16 protein-coding genes are annotated in these 16,802 nt (G+C 43.0%); 8 read left to right on the top strand and 8 right to left on the bottom strand.

What is annotated here, in order from left to right:
- The first annotated feature begins 23 nt into the window (after positions 1-23).
- From ACXYMT_RS01850 to ACXYMT_RS01840, 3 genes are read left to right on the top strand one after another with little or no spacing between them, the layout of a single operon-like run.
- Positions 24-1,433: a sensor histidine kinase gene (locus ACXYMT_RS01850; RefSeq protein WP_459059133.1), complete on the top strand. Its 1,410-nt coding sequence runs from the start codon at positions 24-26 to the stop codon at positions 1,431-1,433.
- A 6-nt stretch (positions 1,434-1,439) separates the two neighbouring features.
- The gene (locus ACXYMT_RS01845; protein WP_459057385.1) at positions 1,440-2,222 is read left to right on the top strand and encodes an enoyl-CoA hydratase/isomerase family protein; all 783 of its coding nucleotides are present in this window, start codon (positions 1,440-1,442) and stop codon (positions 2,220-2,222) included.
- Positions 2,223-2,265: 43 nt separating this feature from the next.
- Positions 2,266-3,339: a PA0069 family radical SAM protein gene (locus ACXYMT_RS01840; protein ID WP_459057384.1), complete on the top strand. Its 1,074-nt coding sequence runs from the start codon at positions 2,266-2,268 to the stop codon at positions 3,337-3,339.
- Here the strand turns inward: ACXYMT_RS01840 and ACXYMT_RS01835 are convergent.
- From ACXYMT_RS01835 to ACXYMT_RS01820, 4 genes are all read right to left on the bottom strand, one after another.
- The gene (locus ACXYMT_RS01835; protein ID WP_459057383.1) at positions 3,336-4,004 is read right to left on the bottom strand and encodes an HD domain-containing protein; all 669 of its coding nucleotides are present in this window, start codon (positions 4,002-4,004) and stop codon (positions 3,336-3,338) included. The genes ACXYMT_RS01840 and ACXYMT_RS01835 overlap by 4 nt on opposite strands.
- 26 nt (positions 4,005-4,030) lie before the next feature.
- Entirely contained in the window at positions 4,031-4,771 is a 741-nt protein-coding gene (locus ACXYMT_RS01830; RefSeq protein ID WP_459057382.1) for a lysophospholipid acyltransferase family protein, read from the bottom strand.
- Between the two features lie 375 nt (positions 4,772-5,146).
- Entirely contained in the window at positions 5,147-6,118 is a 972-nt protein-coding gene (locus ACXYMT_RS01825; protein WP_459057381.1) for a hypothetical protein, read from the bottom strand.
- Between the two features lie 259 nt (positions 6,119-6,377).
- A complete protein-coding gene (locus tag ACXYMT_RS01820) occupies positions 6,378-6,788 on the bottom strand; it encodes a BrxA/BrxB family bacilliredoxin (protein ID WP_459057380.1) in 411 nt (136 codons plus the stop codon).
- A 149-nt stretch (positions 6,789-6,937) separates the two neighbouring features.
- Here ACXYMT_RS01820 and ACXYMT_RS01815 point away from each other — a divergent pair, with 149 nt between their 5' ends.
- Positions 6,938-7,660, top strand: coding sequence for a TerB family tellurite resistance protein (locus ACXYMT_RS01815; RefSeq protein WP_459057379.1), 723 nt, complete (start codon positions 6,938-6,940; stop codon positions 7,658-7,660).
- Between the two features lie 16 nt (positions 7,661-7,676).
- On the opposite strand, the gene ACXYMT_RS01810 is transcribed toward ACXYMT_RS01815, so the two are convergent.
- Complete coding sequence (locus tag ACXYMT_RS01810) at positions 7,677-9,965, bottom strand: TonB-dependent receptor (protein WP_459057378.1); 2,289 nt, start codon at positions 9,963-9,965, stop codon at positions 7,677-7,679.
- Between the two features lie 101 nt (positions 9,966-10,066).
- On the opposite strand from ACXYMT_RS01810, the gene ACXYMT_RS01805 reads away from it, so the two are divergent.
- The 3 genes from ACXYMT_RS01805 to ACXYMT_RS01795 are packed head-to-tail and all read left to right on the top strand — an operon-like array spanning position 10,067 to position 11,982.
- Positions 10,067-10,729, top strand: coding sequence for a metal-dependent transcriptional regulator (locus ACXYMT_RS01805; RefSeq protein ID WP_459057377.1), 663 nt, complete (start codon positions 10,067-10,069; stop codon positions 10,727-10,729).
- Positions 10,726-11,547, top strand: a complete 822-nt coding sequence (locus ACXYMT_RS01800; RefSeq protein WP_459057376.1) for a ZIP family metal transporter — start codon at positions 10,726-10,728, stop codon at positions 11,545-11,547. Before ACXYMT_RS01805 ends, ACXYMT_RS01800 begins: the two co-directional genes overlap by 4 nt.
- A gap of 36 nt (positions 11,548-11,583) precedes the next feature.
- The gene (locus ACXYMT_RS01795) at positions 11,584-11,982 is read left to right on the top strand and encodes a hypothetical protein (RefSeq protein ID WP_459057375.1); all 399 of its coding nucleotides are present in this window, start codon (positions 11,584-11,586) and stop codon (positions 11,980-11,982) included.
- Positions 11,983-12,135: 153 nt separating this feature from the next.
- On the opposite strand, the gene feoB is transcribed toward ACXYMT_RS01795, so the two are convergent.
- The 3 genes from feoB to ACXYMT_RS01780 all read right to left on the bottom strand — a co-directional run bounded on the left by feoB (position 12,136) and on the right by ACXYMT_RS01780 (position 15,251).
- Positions 12,136-14,235: a ferrous iron transport protein B gene (feoB, locus tag ACXYMT_RS01790; protein WP_459057374.1), complete on the bottom strand. Its 2,100-nt coding sequence runs from the start codon at positions 14,233-14,235 to the stop codon at positions 12,136-12,138.
- A gap of 2 nt (positions 14,236-14,237) precedes the next feature.
- Positions 14,238-14,465, bottom strand: a complete 228-nt coding sequence (locus ACXYMT_RS01785) for a FeoA family protein (protein WP_459059132.1) — start codon at positions 14,463-14,465, stop codon at positions 14,238-14,240.
- A gap of 114 nt (positions 14,466-14,579) precedes the next feature.
- Positions 14,580-15,251: an SCO family protein gene (locus ACXYMT_RS01780; RefSeq protein ID WP_459057373.1), complete on the bottom strand. Its 672-nt coding sequence runs from the start codon at positions 15,249-15,251 to the stop codon at positions 14,580-14,582.
- A gap of 152 nt (positions 15,252-15,403) precedes the next feature.
- Between ACXYMT_RS01780 and rseP the strand changes: the two genes are divergently transcribed.
- Complete coding sequence (gene rseP, locus ACXYMT_RS01775; protein ID WP_459057372.1) at positions 15,404-16,777, top strand: RIP metalloprotease RseP; 1,374 nt, start codon at positions 15,404-15,406, stop codon at positions 16,775-16,777.
- The last annotated feature ends 25 nt before the right edge of the window (positions 16,778-16,802 follow it).

Genomic DNA, 16,802 nt, shown 5'->3' with positions numbered 1-16,802 from the left:
TAAGAACCCGAATTTTCCTCTCAATGATCGTCCTGGTCTTGCTGGCCTCGATCCTGATTGGAGGAATTACGGTTTTACAATACAAGAAAGAAGCACAGACCTATCACAGGGAGAGACTTGAGAGAAAGGAAGAGGCTATAAGGGAGCATATCAAGTTTGTAGTAGAAAGTACTACTTACGAGGTGAGCGAAGAGAATGTCTACCTCATTTTAAAGGAGAGGGACAAGATCCACGAGGTTTCCCAGGTACACAACATGCCTATTAATGTGTACAGCCTCGATGGAGATCTAATTTTGAAATCAAATCAATCCTTTTTTCCAGATACTACAGATCTAAGGCTGGATGACCAGGTGCTGGATCAATTACAATCCTCTTCCCGAAAGAGAGTTATTCGCCACATTGTCAAAAACGACAAAAGATTTCAGTCTTCTTATACTTTTATTACTGATAACAAATTCCGACCACTGGCTATTCTGAATCTTCCTTACCTGGAAGATGATTATTTTATCACCAGGGACCTTCGGAATTTTCTCGTAAAACTTACTGAAGTCTACCTGTTCATGCTGGTGCTGGCTATCCTACTGGCGTATTTCCTTTCTAAATACATTACCCGAAGTTTAAAAACGGTTTCCGAAAGGATACATCAAACGCGACTGGATAAAAAGAACCAAAAGATCGAGATTGGCAATGTAAGTGAGGAGATCTTTACCCTTGTAGCTGCCTATAATTCAATGATCGACGAGCTGGAAGAAAGTGCGGCGAAACTGGCTACAAGTGAGCGGGAGCAGGCCTGGAGGGAAATGGCAAAACAGGTGGCTCATGAGATCAAGAATCCGCTTACGCCAATGCGATTGAGTGTTCAGAATTTCCAAAGGAAATTCGATCCCAATGATCCGCAGATGCAGCAAAAAGTGGATGAATTCAGTGATACTTTGATCACGCAGATCGATACGATGAGTTCAATTGCTTCAGCTTTTTCCAATTTTGCAAAGATGCCGGCGCAGCAGAATGAAACTCTTAATGTTCCAAAAATAGTAAAACTGGCTCTCGATATTTTCAACGAAGATTATATCCTGTTCTCGTCAGAAAAAGAGGAGATCATTGCCAAGTTTGATCGTACGCAATTGATAAGGGTCGTAACAAATCTTGTCAAAAATGCAGTGCAGGCGGTCGATAAGGAGAAGAATCCGGCGGTGCTGGTAACCGTTACTGAAGAAGAAGGCCGTGCCTGTTTAATAGTATCAGACAACGGGGTGGGCATTTCCGAAGAGAATAAAGACAAGGTATTTGAGCCTAAGTTCACAACGAAATCCAGCGGAATGGGTCTGGGCCTTGCGATGGTAAAGAATATTGTAGAGAGCTGCGGCGGGAGTATCGAGTTTACATCAAAATTAAATAAAGGCACTATCTTTAAGGTGCACTTTCCAAAATAATAAGAAATGGAGTTTGAAAACATACTTTTTGAAGAGAATAACAGCATAGGCTACATCACGATCAACAGGCCTACCAAATTGAATGCTTTAAATAAAGCTACTATTGCTGAACTTAATGAAGCTTTTGAATCTGCCAGGGAAGATGGCGACATTAAAGTGATCATTCTCTCCGGAAGCGGTGAAAAGGCATTCGTTGCCGGTGCTGATATCAGTGAGTTTGCTGAATTTTCACCTGAAGAAGGAAGGCGGCTTGCAGCTGAAGGTCAGGAGAAACTTTTTGATGTTGTGGCCAATTTCCCAAAGCCCGTAATTGCAGCGGTAAACGGATTTGCCCTTGGTGGCGGACTCGAACTGGCTATGGCTGCACATTTTAGGATCGCCAGCGACAATGCAAGAATGGGCTTGCCTGAAGTTTCCCTGGGAGTTATTCCGGGATATGGTGGCACACAAAGATTGCCTCAACTCGTTGGAAAAGGCAAGGCCATGGAAATGATCATGACTGCCGGAATGATCGATGCAAAAGAAGCGAAAGAATATGGTTTAGTGAACCACATTACGACTTCTGAAGAGCTTATCCCTTTAGCCGAAAAACTGGCCGGTAAGATCATGAACAACTCAATGGTGGCAGTTGCTGCAGCTATAAAAGCCCTGAATGCAAACTATCAAGCCGGAGTCAACGGTTTTGAGGTGGAGATCGACGAATTCGGAAGCTCCTTTGGGACCGAAGATTTTAAAGAAGGAACTTCAGCTTTCCTCAACAAACGCAAGGCCGACTTTCCGGGTAAATAGGAAAATTTCCACATAACAGGAAAATATCCTATTTTTGTTCCTTATGGAGAGGAACGATTTTATTCGGGGAAGGGGAGCGCAGCATCAGGTTAAAAACCGGTTTGATGCGCTGTCTTATGAAATGAGGGATGATTTTCTCAATTACTGTGCGGCCGAGGGTGATGAAGCAACCCCTTCAAAAACTGCCTTTATTGATACTTTTCCAAAAACTATAGTGAATAAGGTTACCAGCCCCGATGTGGGGCTGGAATATTCCCTCAATCCTTACCAGGGCTGTGAGCACGGCTGCGTTTACTGTTATGCCCGAAATTCTCATGAGTATTGGGGCTATGGTGCCGGACTCGATTTTGAACAAAAGATCCTTGTCAAGCGAAATGCGGTTGAACTTTTGGAACAAAAGCTGCGAAGCAAGAGCTGGAAAGCAGTTCCTATAGTACTTTCGGGAAATACAGATTGCTATCAGCCGGTCGAGCGAAAACTGCAGATCACCAGAAAATTGCTTCAGGTATTTCTCAAGTATAAACATCCGGTAGGGATCATTACCAAAAATGCTCTTATTCAGAGAGATGTTGATATCCTGGAGGAATTGGCAGCTGATAACCTGGTGCGGGTAAATCTTTCCATTACTTCCCTGGATGAAAAGACAAGACAGCTTCTCGAACCGCGAACTGCCAGTATAAAGAAAAGATTGCAGACGATCGAAGTTTTGAGTTCCAGAGGTATTCCGGTGAATGTAATGATGGCGCCCATTATTCCCTCGATCAATAGCCATGAAATCCTGCCGCTTGTGAAGGAGATCTCAGAAAGAGGCGCATGTGGCGTGGGTTATACCGTAGTAAGGCTGAATGGCGCTATAGGGGAGATTTTCGCTACCTGGATAAAAAAAGCCATGCCCGGAAAGGCCGAAAAAGTGCTGAACCAAATAGCAGAGTGCCACGGCGGAACTCTCAATGACAGCCGCTTCGGAACACGAATGAAAGGTGACGGGAATATCGCCAATCAGGTAGCACAGCAATTCGCGATTGCCCGAAAATTGTACCTAAGAGGAAGTGAACGACCGGTTTTGAACTGTGAGCTACACGAACAGTATAAGGACGGGCAAATGAAATTGTTCTAAAAATCCCATTTTTGAGAGGGTAGTCCCCATTCCTTATAGAATTCTGCAAGAAAGTTTTCCATGAATTCGTGCCGTTCTTCAGCAAGTTTCCTTCCGGTTTTAGTGTTCATCCTGTCTTTGAGGAGAAATAATTTCTCATAGAAGTGATTTACCGTTGGAGCTGTTGAAGCTTTATATTCCTCCCTGCTCATGTTGAAGTTAGGCTTTACATCGGGATCAAAAATTGCTCTTCCTTTAAAGCCTCCATAATTAAAGGTGCGGGCAATCCCAATGGCTCCCAGCGCATCAAGCCTGTCGGCATCCTGCACGACATCCAGTTCGGGAGAGCAAAATTGCTGGGTTTCATTTCCGCCTTTGAAGGAGATCCACTTGATTATATTTTCGACATGGAAGATCACTTCTTCCGGTACCTGCTGTTCCTCTAAAAATTTACGGGCCATTCCAGGTCCTACTGTTTCGTCACCGTTATGGAACTTGGAATCGGCAATATCGTGGAGCAAGGCTCCCAAAGCAACAACAAATTCGTCTACCTCCTCAGAAGCGGCAATCTTTTTGGCATTTTGAAATACCCTCTCTATGTGAAACCAGTCATGACCACCTTCAGCATCCTGCAAAGTCTGCTTCACAAATTTTTCAGTTTCAGAGATGATCCTGTTCTTATCCATAATTGCTAAAAAGGGAATTTTTGAACTTACTTTATATCGGCTGTGATTATTCGCTCCACTTGTGCAACTAAAGCATCGGCGCCTTCAGAATTTGCTGTAATTGGTGCGTGTACTTTAAGTTTGAGATGAACTCCTATGCCCATGGGAAAGCTTCCGTAGCGAAAGAGTTTCCAGCTGTTATTGATGGTGATTGGAACAATGACGGCTTCGGGCATTTTTTTGATGAGCAGTTGCAAGCCCTGAACTGCAAACTTCTTGGGAGCACCTGTGCGACTGCGGGTTCCTTCAGGAAAAATTACGGCAGAGCGTTTGTGCTGATTCAGATAATCGGCGAATTTTGACATTTTCACCAAAGCTTCCCTTCCGTTCTTGCGATCAATTAGCAAATTTCCGCCGTGTCTTAAATTGTATGATATACTTGGGATTCCTTTACCTAGTTCTTTCTTGCTAACAAATTTGGGATGGTGCTTCCGCATATGGCAAATGATAGGTGGAATGTCATACATTCCCTGGTGATTAGCCACAAAAATGCAGGATTTGTCGGTTGGCAGGTCGTAAGGATTCTCAAATGTATATCGGGTTCCCAGGATGTTCAGACAACGTAAAAGAAAAAAGTTGAAGATGTCTACACTCTTTTTATGCGCCTGATAGCCTCCTAATTTCAGACAGATCCACTGAATTGGATGAAATACCAACAGCGTAATAAAGAAAAAAATGTAGAATACTACCGAAAGCGGGTAGGAAAGGATCTTTTTAAAAGTCTTCATTTGTACTTGCTTGCAAGAGGCTGCAATTTCTGCAAATAATTCCTGCCGTGCAAAACAAGAGTCAGTTCCAGTAGTCATTTTACTGTTTCTCTAATACTGATACAGTCAACCCTTCCAAAATGGTCACAAGGAATGACGGATATACCCAATTAAATGTTTGGCGAGTTTTTATTGCTGCCAACCCACTTTAAATATGGCTGGAAACAGGGCCTCAACCGAGGCCGGGTGAAAAACAGCCATGAGAGAAACTAAGTTAAAGATGAAAATTGGATAAAAATTCTTCTTCCTTTGGTCAGCAGAATTCTGCGTAACCTACCGAAGAAAAGCTCGGATCCATGTTCAAATTCTCAAAAAATAGTTTACCGGTTCTTTAATTTATTTGACAGTGAATGTTTTTAACATTCCCTTGCTTTCCGCATCAGGAACCTCAGCTATTAGAGCGTAAGTTCCAGGTCTAAGATCTGCAGTAAAGTAACCTGTTTTCCCCGATTTCATTTCCTGCATCCCGCCAAGGAACTTAAATCCTTCCGGTGCCGGCGTCTGAAGCCCATCAGGTGCTGACCAATTCACCCAGTCAATAAGATTAGACATATCTGCCCCTTCTTCCACCCGTACCAGATTCACATCATGCATTAGATAATGCTCATGAACTTTCTGCTCTCCAAACTTTACCGCAAATGTTTTTTCTCCGGCTGTGACCTTATCATCGAAAACAATTCCTTCATTAGCTGAAATAATTATGTTATAGTCAGGAGTAGGCGCAGACATTCCACTGGCTTTTTCCACTACCTCGATCTCCTTCGCCATCCCCATTGTAGTGTGAAAAATGCCATTCGGCATCTTCACATAACATTCTATAATATACGTGCCGGGTTCAAGATATAATGTGGACTGGGCAGTTGATTGAGGAGAAATTAATCCAACACCTCCAACAAACTCGACGTCGTTAAACCATTCAGGTAATTTGCCAAAAGCTACACCTGCTTCTTCCATCTTACCTTCTTTAATGAAATTCATCCCTTCCTGAAATGGGGGAACAACAGAACGAACTGCATCTTCTAACCCTTTTCCTTCAGGATATTTATCAAAAAGTATAAGATGCGTCTCATTGGAATTATTTTTATACTCGAAAGTGTTCCAGCCGGAGGGGAATTCATCTTTCGTTTTGAAATTCATGGCATCTGTTACGATTTCAATAACATCAGAATCTGAATGACCCGGCTTATCTGTAGCAACATTGGCCTCCAATAATTGCTCATCAGGCACTTCCTTGTTTTCACTTTTACATGATGTGAACAGGATAGAACATAAAAAGAACAATGGCGTGAATAAAAATAAGTTTTTCATCTTTCTGACTTTTATTGAATTTCCCATAACTTTCTCGTTGTAGGGTGATTTTCCTTTAATTAAAAGTAAATATTTTTTTTTGAATACTGAGAATGAGGCAAAAAGTGCCTCAAAATCTCCAATATGAATCGGTCCAACGACAGGGTACAGGAATAGAAACAATGGAGCAATTTCCCGTTTCGATCCTTTTCCTAGAAATAAAAAGAGCAGTCAAAAATGACATTTTTGACTGCTCTTTTTTATTTAAGTTCGATGCTGTTTAGCAGAACTCGTTATAAGCTTCAGTAAGATTATCTGCAATAACCTCTGCCGGACGACCTTCTATGTGGTGTCTTTCCAGCATGTGAACCAACTCGCCATCTCTAAACAAAGCCATAGCTGGAGAAGAAGGAGGGAAAGGAACCATATAATCACGGGCTTTTTCTGTAGCCTCACGGTCAACTCCTGCAAAAACGGTCACCAGGTGATCTGGACGTTTGCTGTTCTGTAAGGACATTCTTGCAGCGGGACGTGCATTTGCAGCAGCACAACCGCAAACAGAATTCACCACCACCAGGGTAGTTCCTTTTCTTGCGATCGCCTCATCAACCTGCTCTACTGAGTGTAATTCTTCAAACCCAATGCTCGTAAGATCTTCTCGCATTGGCTTCACTAATTCCGGTGGATACATATATCAATTTTTTATTGTTAGAACTAAAGATGCAAAGATACCAAATAAATGTAAGAGCATAAATTTTCGGGAGTTAAAGGCTTGACCGGCTCCTCTTTCAGAAAAAAAGCCATTGTAAAATACTATCTTTACAGCCCAAAAGTACCTTAATGATCAAATGGTTTGCCGCTTTTGTCGGCTTTATGTTTTATGGATTTCGTGGAGCCATCCTCGGATTTATTATAGGAAGCATCATAGATTCTCTCACCTCATCCCGTCGCGGCGGATTCTTTGCTGAAGAGGAGCGCGTAACCCCGGGAGACTTTGAATTGCATTTGTTGACTCTTTCGGCTATAGTAATTAAGGCAGATGGTAAGGTGAGTCAAAAGGAGATGGATTATGTGCGGAATTACTTTGTGCAGGCCTACGGAAAAGAACGCGCAAATGCTGTTTTTCGCACCTTTAATGACGTGGTCAAAGACCGGCAACTCGATGAACGGCGAATTTCTCAATTTTTGGCAGCCCGAACTCAATATGCTGCAAGGTTACAGATCGTTCACTTCCTCTTCAGCATAGCAAATGCCGATGGTAGTGTGAGCCAAGCCGAGGCAGGAAAGATAAGGCAAATTGCAGGGTACTTGCGCATTGGGGTAAAAGATTTTGAGAGCATGTATGCCATGTTCTTCCAGACTACCGATAATGCTTACAAGATCCTGGAGATCGACAAATCGGCTACTGATGCTGAGGTGAAGAAAGCTTTCAGGACCATGGCCAAGAAATATCACCCAGATAAGATCCAGCACATGGATGAGGCTTATATCAAGGGAGCTGAAGAAAAATTCCGGAAAGTCCAGGAAGCCTACGAAAAGATTCAGAAGGAGCGCGGCTTTTAGGTGTCAAAAATGGCTTTTACTGAAGCAATTTACTTCCGAATTTCAATCCTATAAAAGCTGTTCTGGGTCGTGAAGGTCCATAGACATAGTTCGCATCACGGTCTACACCCCGATCAAAATCCTGCTGATACTGATTAAAAATATTCTGAATTCCCAAATTCAGTTCGAGCTGAAATCCTTTTGACAATTCGAAGATGTAGGCCGTTTTAAAATTCACCTCCATGAAGTCTTCAGTTTTTTCGAGTCGGTCATTTTCAATATATCCTGCCAAATGCGGTACATACATGCTACCGGTGTAAACGCCGGAAAGGTTGTTCTGCCAGTTCTTTACAGGAGCATAGGTGAGGATGAAATTTCCATAGATGTTGGGAGACTTGAAGAAGTTTTCGGCATTTTCAAGAGATACATCGGGATCATCGCTAAATTGCACGGGAGAATCGTATTGTGCTCGCTGCAATGTCCCTCCCAGCTGCAGGATCCAATCGGGATTGGGGGCAAAGACTGCGTCCAAATTGATTCCGTAAACATCTGCGCCTTCGCCGTTCCGTTTCTCAAAAACAGTTTCAGAAATTCGCTCCAGGATGAACGGATCTGTGAGTCTTGTGTAGAAGGTTTCAAAAGTAAGTCGGTAGTTTTCATCTAAAGTGGTTTTGCTCCACTCTACGGAAGCGAGATAACTATGGGACGTTTCTGAGATAAGATCATCAGAAAATTGAACCAGGTTCACTTCCCCGGCAGCGATCCTGGCATGGATATCTTCTGTAAATACTTGTGGTGCTCTGAATCCCTTCGCATAGCTCGTACGGAATTGCAATTGTTCACTTGCAGCAAACAGTAGATTCAATCGGGGATTAAAAATGATATTTTCTTCTGCCGCATTATGAAGATCTGCACGTAAACCTCCGAGAAGTTTCAACTTTTTGGTGGCCTGCCATTCCTGCTGAGCATAAATTCCGAGAATATTCAGGTTTTGGTCAACAAAAGCATTGTAGCCCGGCTTCCTATCTTTCATCAGGTTGTTCTTGAACTCACTACCAACAGTTAAAGTCGCTGTTGATCCCAAAAAGTTTTCCTGATCAAAGGAGAACTGGGAGCCGAGCAGGTATGTGTTGTCGAGAGAATTTCCATAACCTCTTAAACTCTCTTCCAAAGTTTCAGCTTTTCCACCGTAGAAGTTGTCATTGCGGGACAATTGTGCCGTGCTGTACAGAGAATATCTGAAATTTCCACTTTTTGAGAAGGCTTCGTAGGTAAGGCCACCGCCGATAACGTCACTTTCGATCTGTTCGGTGATATCGGCTTCAAAAGGAAGAAGGTCGAGTTTATTTCCGCCGCGACGAAATTCGTGAATAGTATGGAAGTCCAGGCTTAATTTACTTCTGTCATTAGGTCTGTAAAATGACTTAAATCCAAAGGTTTTATTTTCGACTTGTGTGAGTTCGGTAAAGCCATCTCCGTTGTGGTCGTAGGGATTCCGGTCTCTTAACATTCCGTAGACATTTAGTCCTGCATTATAACTGTCGGTTAGGACTGTTCCATTAAGAGTTACGGCCTTGTCACTTGTTTCAGCATTTATAGCAGCTAAATTACCTGCTACTTCGAAATAATCTTCGGTCGGGACTTTCGTGATTATATTTATTGTTCCTGCAATAGCATTAGAGCCATATAATGCTGAGCCGCCGCCGCGCACTACTTCTATTCTATCTATAGAATTTGCCGGGATCTGGTCGAGGCCGTAAACTCCGTTTAGAGCACTGAATATGGGACGGCTGTCAATGAGGATTTGGGAGTAAGCGCCGTCCAGGCCGTTCATTCGTACCTGAGAAAAACCACAATTCTGGCAGTTGGTTTCCATCCTTAGACCGGGCTGGAAGTTCAGACCTTCACTAAGGCTAATAGACTGGGTGGCTTTAAATTCTTTTGCAGAAGTAACTGAAACAATGACGGGAGCGGTATGTCTAAGCTGGCCATTTCGACTTGCAGAAATCACCACCTGGTCCAGGCCTGTAACGTCTTCCTGTAGGGAGAAATCAATTAGTTGCGATTCTGAATTTAAAATGTCCAGGTGGTGTTTTTGTGTTTTATAACCTACAGCCTGTAGGATCAATTCGTGGTGCCCTAAAGGAACTTCCAGAGTAAATTGTCCTTTCTCATTAGTTGTAGTTCCCGTTTTTGTCCCTTCGAGATAAATATTAACGAACGGCACCGGCTCACCATTAGCCAGGACCTCTCCGGAAATCGTCGCAGTCTGCGCCTGATTAATGAAAGGAGTGAGCAAGACAAGTATAAAAAGTAAGATTCTCACAATACAATTTTTGACAAAGGTATAAACAATTTTTAGACAAGGCTAAAAATTGTTTATGAAGATTAAAAAATGTAATTTTGACCCGTAAAAACAAGCTTTATATGTTCAGCCTTTCCGAAGAAAATTACCTCAAGGCCATTTTCCATTTAGAAAAGAAATATTCGGCAGGAGTGAGTACAAATGCCCTGGCTGAAGAAATGGAGACCAAGGCTTCGTCTGTCACAGATATGCTGAAGAAGCTTTCTGATAAAAATCTGGTAAAATACCGGAAATATCAGGGTGTTCATCTAAGTGAAAATGGAAAGCATGCTGCCATAGAGGTAATTCGAAAACATCGCCTCTGGGAAGTTTTCCTGGTCGATAAGCTGAATTTCTCCTGGGATGAGGTTCACGATATCGCTGAACAACTCGAGCATATCAAATCAGAAAAACTCACCGATGAACTGGATAAGTTCTTAGGACATCCCAAAAGGGATCCTCATGGGGATCCAATTCCCGATGCAGATGGAAATTTCAGGATCTCCAACAAGATGTTACTGGCCGATCTTACTGAGGGGCAGTCGGGAATCTGTGTTGGAGTAAAGGATTCTTCCACCGAGTTCCTGAGGTACCTCGATAAGAACGAGATCACTCTTGGGAAACCTATCAAAGTAGTGCAGCGGGAAGAATATGATGACTCCCTTTTGATCCAGGTCAATGAAAATGAACTGCGAGTTTCGAAAAGCATTTCCACCAATTTATTTGTAAAACCCACCGAATCATGAATAATATAATCGCATATTTTGAATCCCTGGATCCCGTAATGGCGGCTTTTTTAGCCACGTTATTCACCTGGGGTCTCACGGCTCTAGGAGCAAGCCTGGTGTTCTTTTTCAAAAAAATGAATAGGGCATTGTTTGACGGAATGTTGGGATTCACAGGCGGGGTGATGGTCGCAGCAAGTTTTTGGAGCTTACTGGCACCCGGAATCGAAATGAGTGAAGGAGAGGGCTTTGTGAAAGTTATTCCGGCTGTCGTTGGATTTGGTCTCGGCGCATTTTTCATTTTTGGGCTGGATAAGGTGCTGCCTCACCTGCATGTGAACTTTAAAATGGCCGATAAAGAAGGCGTGAAGACGCCCTGGCACAAATCGGTTCTTTTAACTCTGGCGATCACTCTGCATAACATTCCGGAAGGACTGGCTATAGGGGTACTCTTTGGTGGTGCTGCAATGGGCCTGGAAGGTGCCAGTATTGGAGGGGCGGTCGCCCTGGCAATGGGAATTGGGTTACAGAATTTTCCTGAAGGATTCGCGGTAGCAATGCCATTACGCGGACAAGGAATGAGCCGCTGGAAAAGCTGGAATTACGGACAGTTATCTGCAATAGTAGAACCAATAGCAGCAGTACTTGGAGCATGGGCTGTCATGACCTTTGAACCAATCTTACCTTACGCGCTTTGTTTTGCCGCCGGTGCCATGATCTTTGTAGTGGTGGAGGAGGTAATTCCCGAAGCCCAACAGGACAGGTACACCGATATTGCCACCATGGGCTTCATTGGAGGATTTATGGTGATGATGACTCTGGACGTTGGATTAGGCTAAAATGCAACAGCGACTATTTTATTCCGTCTTTAGAGTATGAAGAAGATTTTGTTTGTAATTTCTATGGCCTTGTTTCACTTGGCCGTTCCTGCACAGGAAGTGCCTGTAAGCTTAAATGTTGATCTCGAAATGGGGCAGGCAATTGAGCTGGAAAAATCGAGTATAAAATTCCTGAAAGTAACATCCGATTCCCGCTGTCCAAAACAGGTGACCTGTATCTGGCCGGGAGAGGCGAAAGTTTTGCTTGGGATTACAGTAATGGGGAAATATTTTGAGAAAGAAGTGGTAGTTTCGGGTACGGGAGGAGAATTTACAATTTCTGAAGACCTACAGGTGCTTGTTTCTCATCTTAGGCCTTATCCTGAAACAGCAATACCTATAGCCCCCTCTGAATACTACTTAAGAATTGCAGCTGCAGGAGAAAAAGGAAATTAATGACAGCTTCCGCAGGCGGGCCCGCAGGCTTTATCAGCTTTCTTCTTACCTCCAAAGATAAATTTCGGTTTGTACACAAACTTTGTGAACATGTAACCCACAGCTAAGGCGAAGGTTATAAAGACGAGTATTTCCTGAAGTATTTCCATAATTCTAATTCAAAATTTGAAAGGCGAACAGGGCGGCGACATATGCTATGGCCGTCATGACTACTAATTGCAACACAGGCCATTTCCAGGTGTTGGTTTCTCGTTTTACTATAGCAAGGGTACTCATACATTGCATTGCGAAAGCATAGAACAGCAGAAGACTTATTCCGCTGGCAAAAGTAAATAAGGGTCCTCCCAAAATATGATTCTTTTCAGACGCCATTCGTGCTTTAATAGTTTCTTCCTCATCACTCCCAACACTATAGATTGTTGCTAATGTGCCAACAAAGACCTCTCTTGCAGCAAACGAGCTAACTATTGCGATCCCTATTTTCCAGTCGTAACCCAGCGGGGCTACGGCAGGTTCAATTGCTTTTCCTATGTTTCCTATATAAGAATGCTGAAGTTTATAGGAAGCCACCAGCTCATCCACTTCTTCATCGGGCAGGGCAGTTTCACTGTACTCTGCTTCCACGATCTCCCGGGCATTGGTGAAATTATCTCCGGGACCATAGCTGGCCAGCACCCAAAGAATAATGGAGATCGCCAGAATGATCTTTCCGGCACCTAGAACAAATGCTTTGGTCTTTTCAACTACATTGATCCCCACATTCTTGAACATTGGCACTTTATAGTTGGGCATCTCAATAACAAAATAGGATTTGCTCTTTAACTTCAGGATCTTGTGGAGTATCCAGGCCGATCCTATTGCCATGGCAAACCCAAGGAGGTATAAAAGCATCAAGGTCAACCCCTGAAGATTAAAACCCATAAACGATTTATCCGGAATTACCAGTGCTATAATTATGAGGTAAACCGGTAGTCTTGCAGAGCAGGTGGTAAATGGTACCACCAAAATTGTTATAAGTCTTTCCTTCCAGTCTTCGATGTTCCTTGAGGCCATAACCGCAGGAATGGCGCATGCAGTTCCCGATACCAGGGGCACAACACTTTTTCCGCTAAGTCCGAAGCGGCGCATGGTGCGGTCCATCAGAAATACCACCCGACTCATGTAGCCACTTTCTTCAAGAATTGAGATGAACAAAAAGAGAAAGGCGATCTGCGGAATGAAAATTACAATACCTCCCAGTCCGGGAATAATCCCTTCAGCAATAAGATTTGTAAAAGGCCCCGATGGCATGGCCGTTCTTGTTACTTCGCTTAGTTTGGCAAAAGAGGCATCTATAAAATCCATTGGATAGCTGGACCAGTCATAAATAGCCTGAAAGATCAATAAAAGAATAGCAAAGAATACTACATAGCCCCAAACTTTATGGGTTAGGATCCTGTCAAGATTTGCTCTCAGGCCCTTTGCAGCGTTAACATCAATGGTCATCGTCCTCTTAAGAACATTATTGATGAACTGGTATCGCAGGATGGTCTCCTTTTGCTGCATTCTTTTGAGAGTGCTCTCGTCTTTGGTGACAAAGTCTTCTCTAAGAGAGACGCTGTTCCTGTTCACGTTCCCAAAATTGACATCCTGGGTAATGACCAGCCAAAGCTTATATAATGACTGATTGGGAAAGGCATTTCGCAGCCTGTTGAAATAATCAGGATCCATGGAGGATGCATTCAAACAAGGCTCGGTTGAGATATGCCTGTAGTTTACTATATGCTCCTTTAGCTCATCAATACCCGTTCGTTTGCGGGCACTTACCAAAACAACCTTCGTTTTCAATTCCTTTTCTAGGGCAGGAACATCAATTGAGATCCCTTTGCGCTTCATCCTGTCGGCCATATTTATGACCAGAATGGTGGGTATTTCAAGATCTTTTATCTGGGTAAAAAGCAGGAGATTTCGCTTTAGATTCTCAACGTCACTCACCACAACTGCTACATCGGGGTAATCCTTATCGTTTTTATTGAGCAGTAGTTCAATAACCACATTTTCATCAAGAGAGGAGGCGTTAAGGCTATAAGTTCCTGGCAGGTCAAGAATGTGTGCTTTAATATTGCGGGATAGCTTACATATTCCTTCCTTTTTTTCAACTGTGATCCCGGGATAATTCCCAACCTGTTGGTTCAACCCGGTAAGCTGATTGAAAACAGATGTCTTCCCTGTATTAGGATTGCCAATTAACGCAACATTTATCTGTTTGGCCATGATTAGGGAAGAATTTCTATTTCTATATGCATGGCGGTCTCCTTTCTTATCGCCAGGTGGCTGCCGTTAATGTTAAGGTATAGGGGATCTCTAAATGGAGCTGTTTGCACCAGCTCAACTTCATTGCCGGGCAGGCATCCCATTTCCAGAAGCTTTAGCGGAATTTTTTCGGCTGAAATTTCTTTAATGATGCCCCTCTGGCCCCTTCTAAGATCGGCAATTGTCTTGATCAACTTTTATTTAGATTGATTTTAAACAAGGCAAAAATAAGGCAAAATCTACACTTAGAAAAACTTGCACCCACAAAAGAACTTTTAATTATTGCTTTCCTGACAAAGGTCAGCTTAGCGGTCCTCTCGCTTCAGGATCTTGATATCCTGCATTAGCTCCTCAATAGCGGAGGGATCTGTGCCGTCGTAGAAGCCTCTTATTCTTTTTTCCTTATCGACAAGCACAAAATTTTCGGTGTGGATCATATCAAAAGTACCGCCGTCTCCGTCAGATTTTGCAGCCAGGTAGGATTTTCTCGCCAGGTCGTAGATCTCTTTTTTATCTCCCGTTACCAGGTTCCATTTCTCATCCATCACCCCTTTTTCATCGGCGTATTTTCTTAAGACAGGAACACTATCATAAGCCGGGATCACGGTGTGAGAAAGTAAAAGGACATCTTCATCATCCTTCAGCTTTTCCTGGATCTCCAACATATGATCTGTCATGATTGGGCAGATGGTCTGGCAGGTCGTGAAGAAAAAATCGGCTACATAGATCTTATCATTGTAGAAATCTTCAGTAATTATATCGCCATTCTGGTTGTAGAGCTTAAAATCCTGAATAGTGTGATACTTCCGAACTTCCTGCATAGTGGAATCCACCAGCTCATTGTTCACCATATTGGGCTGGAAAACAGGGAGTCTTTCTTCAGGCTTCAGGATGTTGTAGATGATCGTAATGATGATCCCGGAAAGCACAAAAAGAAAAATTCCGAAGAATTTATATTTGGCAAAAAAGCTGAGCATAACTTTTATTTGAGCACAAAATTACGATTCTAAAATGTCATTTTTGACACCCTACTATCTTAAAATCAATTGATCCTGAACCAGCTGAACTTTAAACTTTTGTGTGAACCTTTAAAAGGTTACTTTTGTGCGATTTTAATTTAGCCAGATTTATGGATCCTTTTTTTATAAAAGCACTTCAGCTAATCCTCAGTTTATCCCTGCTTATTGTTCTGCATGAGCTTGGGCACTTTATTCCCGCAAAGATGTTTGGGATCAAAGTGGAGAAGTTCTTCCTCTTTTTTGATGTAAAATTTGCCCTTTTCAAGAAGAAAATAGGGGATACGGTTTACGGTATTGGGTGGCTTCCTTTAGGAGGTTACGTGAAGATCGCCGGGATGATCGATGAGAGCATGGACAAGGAGCAAATGGCGCAACCGCCAAAGCCCTGGGAATTCCGCACAAAACCTGCCTGGCAGCGGTTGATAGTTATGGTAGGCGGGGTAACAGTAAACATCATCCTAGGATTCTTTATTTATATGATGGTCGTATTTACCTGGGGTAGCCCTTATATCGCACCCGGTGATATGCCAAATGGTTTTGCAGTAGATGACACCTTTAAGGAATTCGGCTTTCAGGATGGTGACAAGGTGCTGCAGGTAAATGGAGAAGATCTAAAGAATAGTATCGACATCAATAAATACCTTTTTTTAAGGGATGTAGAGACCATCACAGTTGAACATCAAAACGGGCAACAGGAAACCATTGCTGTTCCTGCAGAGATTGGTTCTCAAATGTTTCAGGAAGGTGTGATGCAACCCTTTGTTCCTATGACCATTCCCATACTGGATTCGGTAATTGCAGATAGTCCTGCAGATCGTGCAGGTTTGAAGAAGGGAGATAGGATTATCTCAATAAATGATGTTGAGATTGGATATTGGCATCAAATGACCCGCGAGGTTGATCGCAGTAAAGATAAAGAGCTAAGACTGGTTTACAGCCGTGAAGGAGAATTTGAGAGCGTGGAGTTAGATGATCAAAAAGCTGCTGCACTTGCCCCGAATCAAAAGGAGATAAAATTAACACCCAATGAAGAAGGTAACCTTGGAGTGTATGTGGATCCGCAGTCTTCAATAAAGGTGAGCAGGGAGTACTATTCCTTTGCTGAAAGTATAGAAAAAGGCTTTGACCTGGCTTATTGGACGCTGCATGATTATGTGGCTCAGTTCAAATACGTCTTCACTAAAAAAGGTGCTACTCAAGTGGGAGGTTTTGGAGCCATTGGAGGACTTTTCCCCGATGCGTGGAACTGGCAGGCATTCTGGATGACCACAGCTTTCATTTCTATTATACTTGCGTTTATGAACATCCTTCCTATCCCGGCGCTTGACGGGGGGCACGTGGTGTTCTTATTATATGAAATGGTGACAGGGAGAAAGCCGAATGAGAAATTCATGGAATACGCGCAACTGGTTGGGTTTGTGATCTTGATCGCGCTTGTTCTTTTCGCCAATGGAAATGACATTTATCGCTGGCTCTTTGAGTAAGACAGTCTATTTTTAAAACATTAAA

It is taken from the genome of Salinimicrobium sp. CAU 1759, from assembly GCF_054482715.1.
This window is presented reverse-complemented; position numbering and strand designations above follow the sequence as displayed.

Bases quoted from the DNA above. Each gene is read 5' to 3' on its own strand.
- ACXYMT_RS01850 (WP_459059133.1), top strand. From the start codon at position 24: ATGATCGTCCTGGTCTTGCTGGCCTCGATCCTGATTGGAGGAATTACG.
- ACXYMT_RS01845 (WP_459057385.1), top strand. From the start codon at position 1,440: ATGGAGTTTGAAAACATACTTTTTGAAGAGAATAACAGCATAGGCTAC.
- ACXYMT_RS01840 (WP_459057384.1), top strand. From the start codon at position 2,266: ATGGAGAGGAACGATTTTATTCGGGGAAGGGGAGCGCAGCATCAGGTT.
- ACXYMT_RS01835 (WP_459057383.1), bottom strand. From the start codon at position 4,004: ATGGATAAGAACAGGATCATCTCTGAAACTGAAAAATTTGTGAAGCAG.
- ACXYMT_RS01830 (WP_459057382.1), bottom strand. From the start codon at position 4,771: ATGAAGACTTTTAAAAAGATCCTTTCCTACCCGCTTTCGGTAGTATTC.
- ACXYMT_RS01825 (WP_459057381.1), bottom strand. From the start codon at position 6,118: ATGAAAAACTTATTTTTATTCACGCCATTGTTCTTTTTATGTTCTATC.
- ACXYMT_RS01820 (WP_459057380.1), bottom strand. From the start codon at position 6,788: ATGTATCCACCGGAATTAGTGAAGCCAATGCGAGAAGATCTTACGAGC.
- ACXYMT_RS01815 (WP_459057379.1), top strand. From the start codon at position 6,938: ATGATCAAATGGTTTGCCGCTTTTGTCGGCTTTATGTTTTATGGATTT.
- ACXYMT_RS01805 (WP_459057377.1), top strand. From the start codon at position 10,067: ATGTTCAGCCTTTCCGAAGAAAATTACCTCAAGGCCATTTTCCATTTA.
- ACXYMT_RS01800 (WP_459057376.1), top strand. From the start codon at position 10,726: ATGAATAATATAATCGCATATTTTGAATCCCTGGATCCCGTAATGGCG.
- ACXYMT_RS01795 (WP_459057375.1), top strand. From the start codon at position 11,584: ATGAAGAAGATTTTGTTTGTAATTTCTATGGCCTTGTTTCACTTGGCC.
- feoB (WP_459057374.1), bottom strand. From the start codon at position 14,235: ATGGCCAAACAGATAAATGTTGCGTTAATTGGCAATCCTAATACAGGG.
- ACXYMT_RS01780 (WP_459057373.1), bottom strand. From the start codon at position 15,251: ATGCTCAGCTTTTTTGCCAAATATAAATTCTTCGGAATTTTTCTTTTT.
- rseP (WP_459057372.1), top strand. From the start codon at position 15,404: ATGGATCCTTTTTTTATAAAAGCACTTCAGCTAATCCTCAGTTTATCC.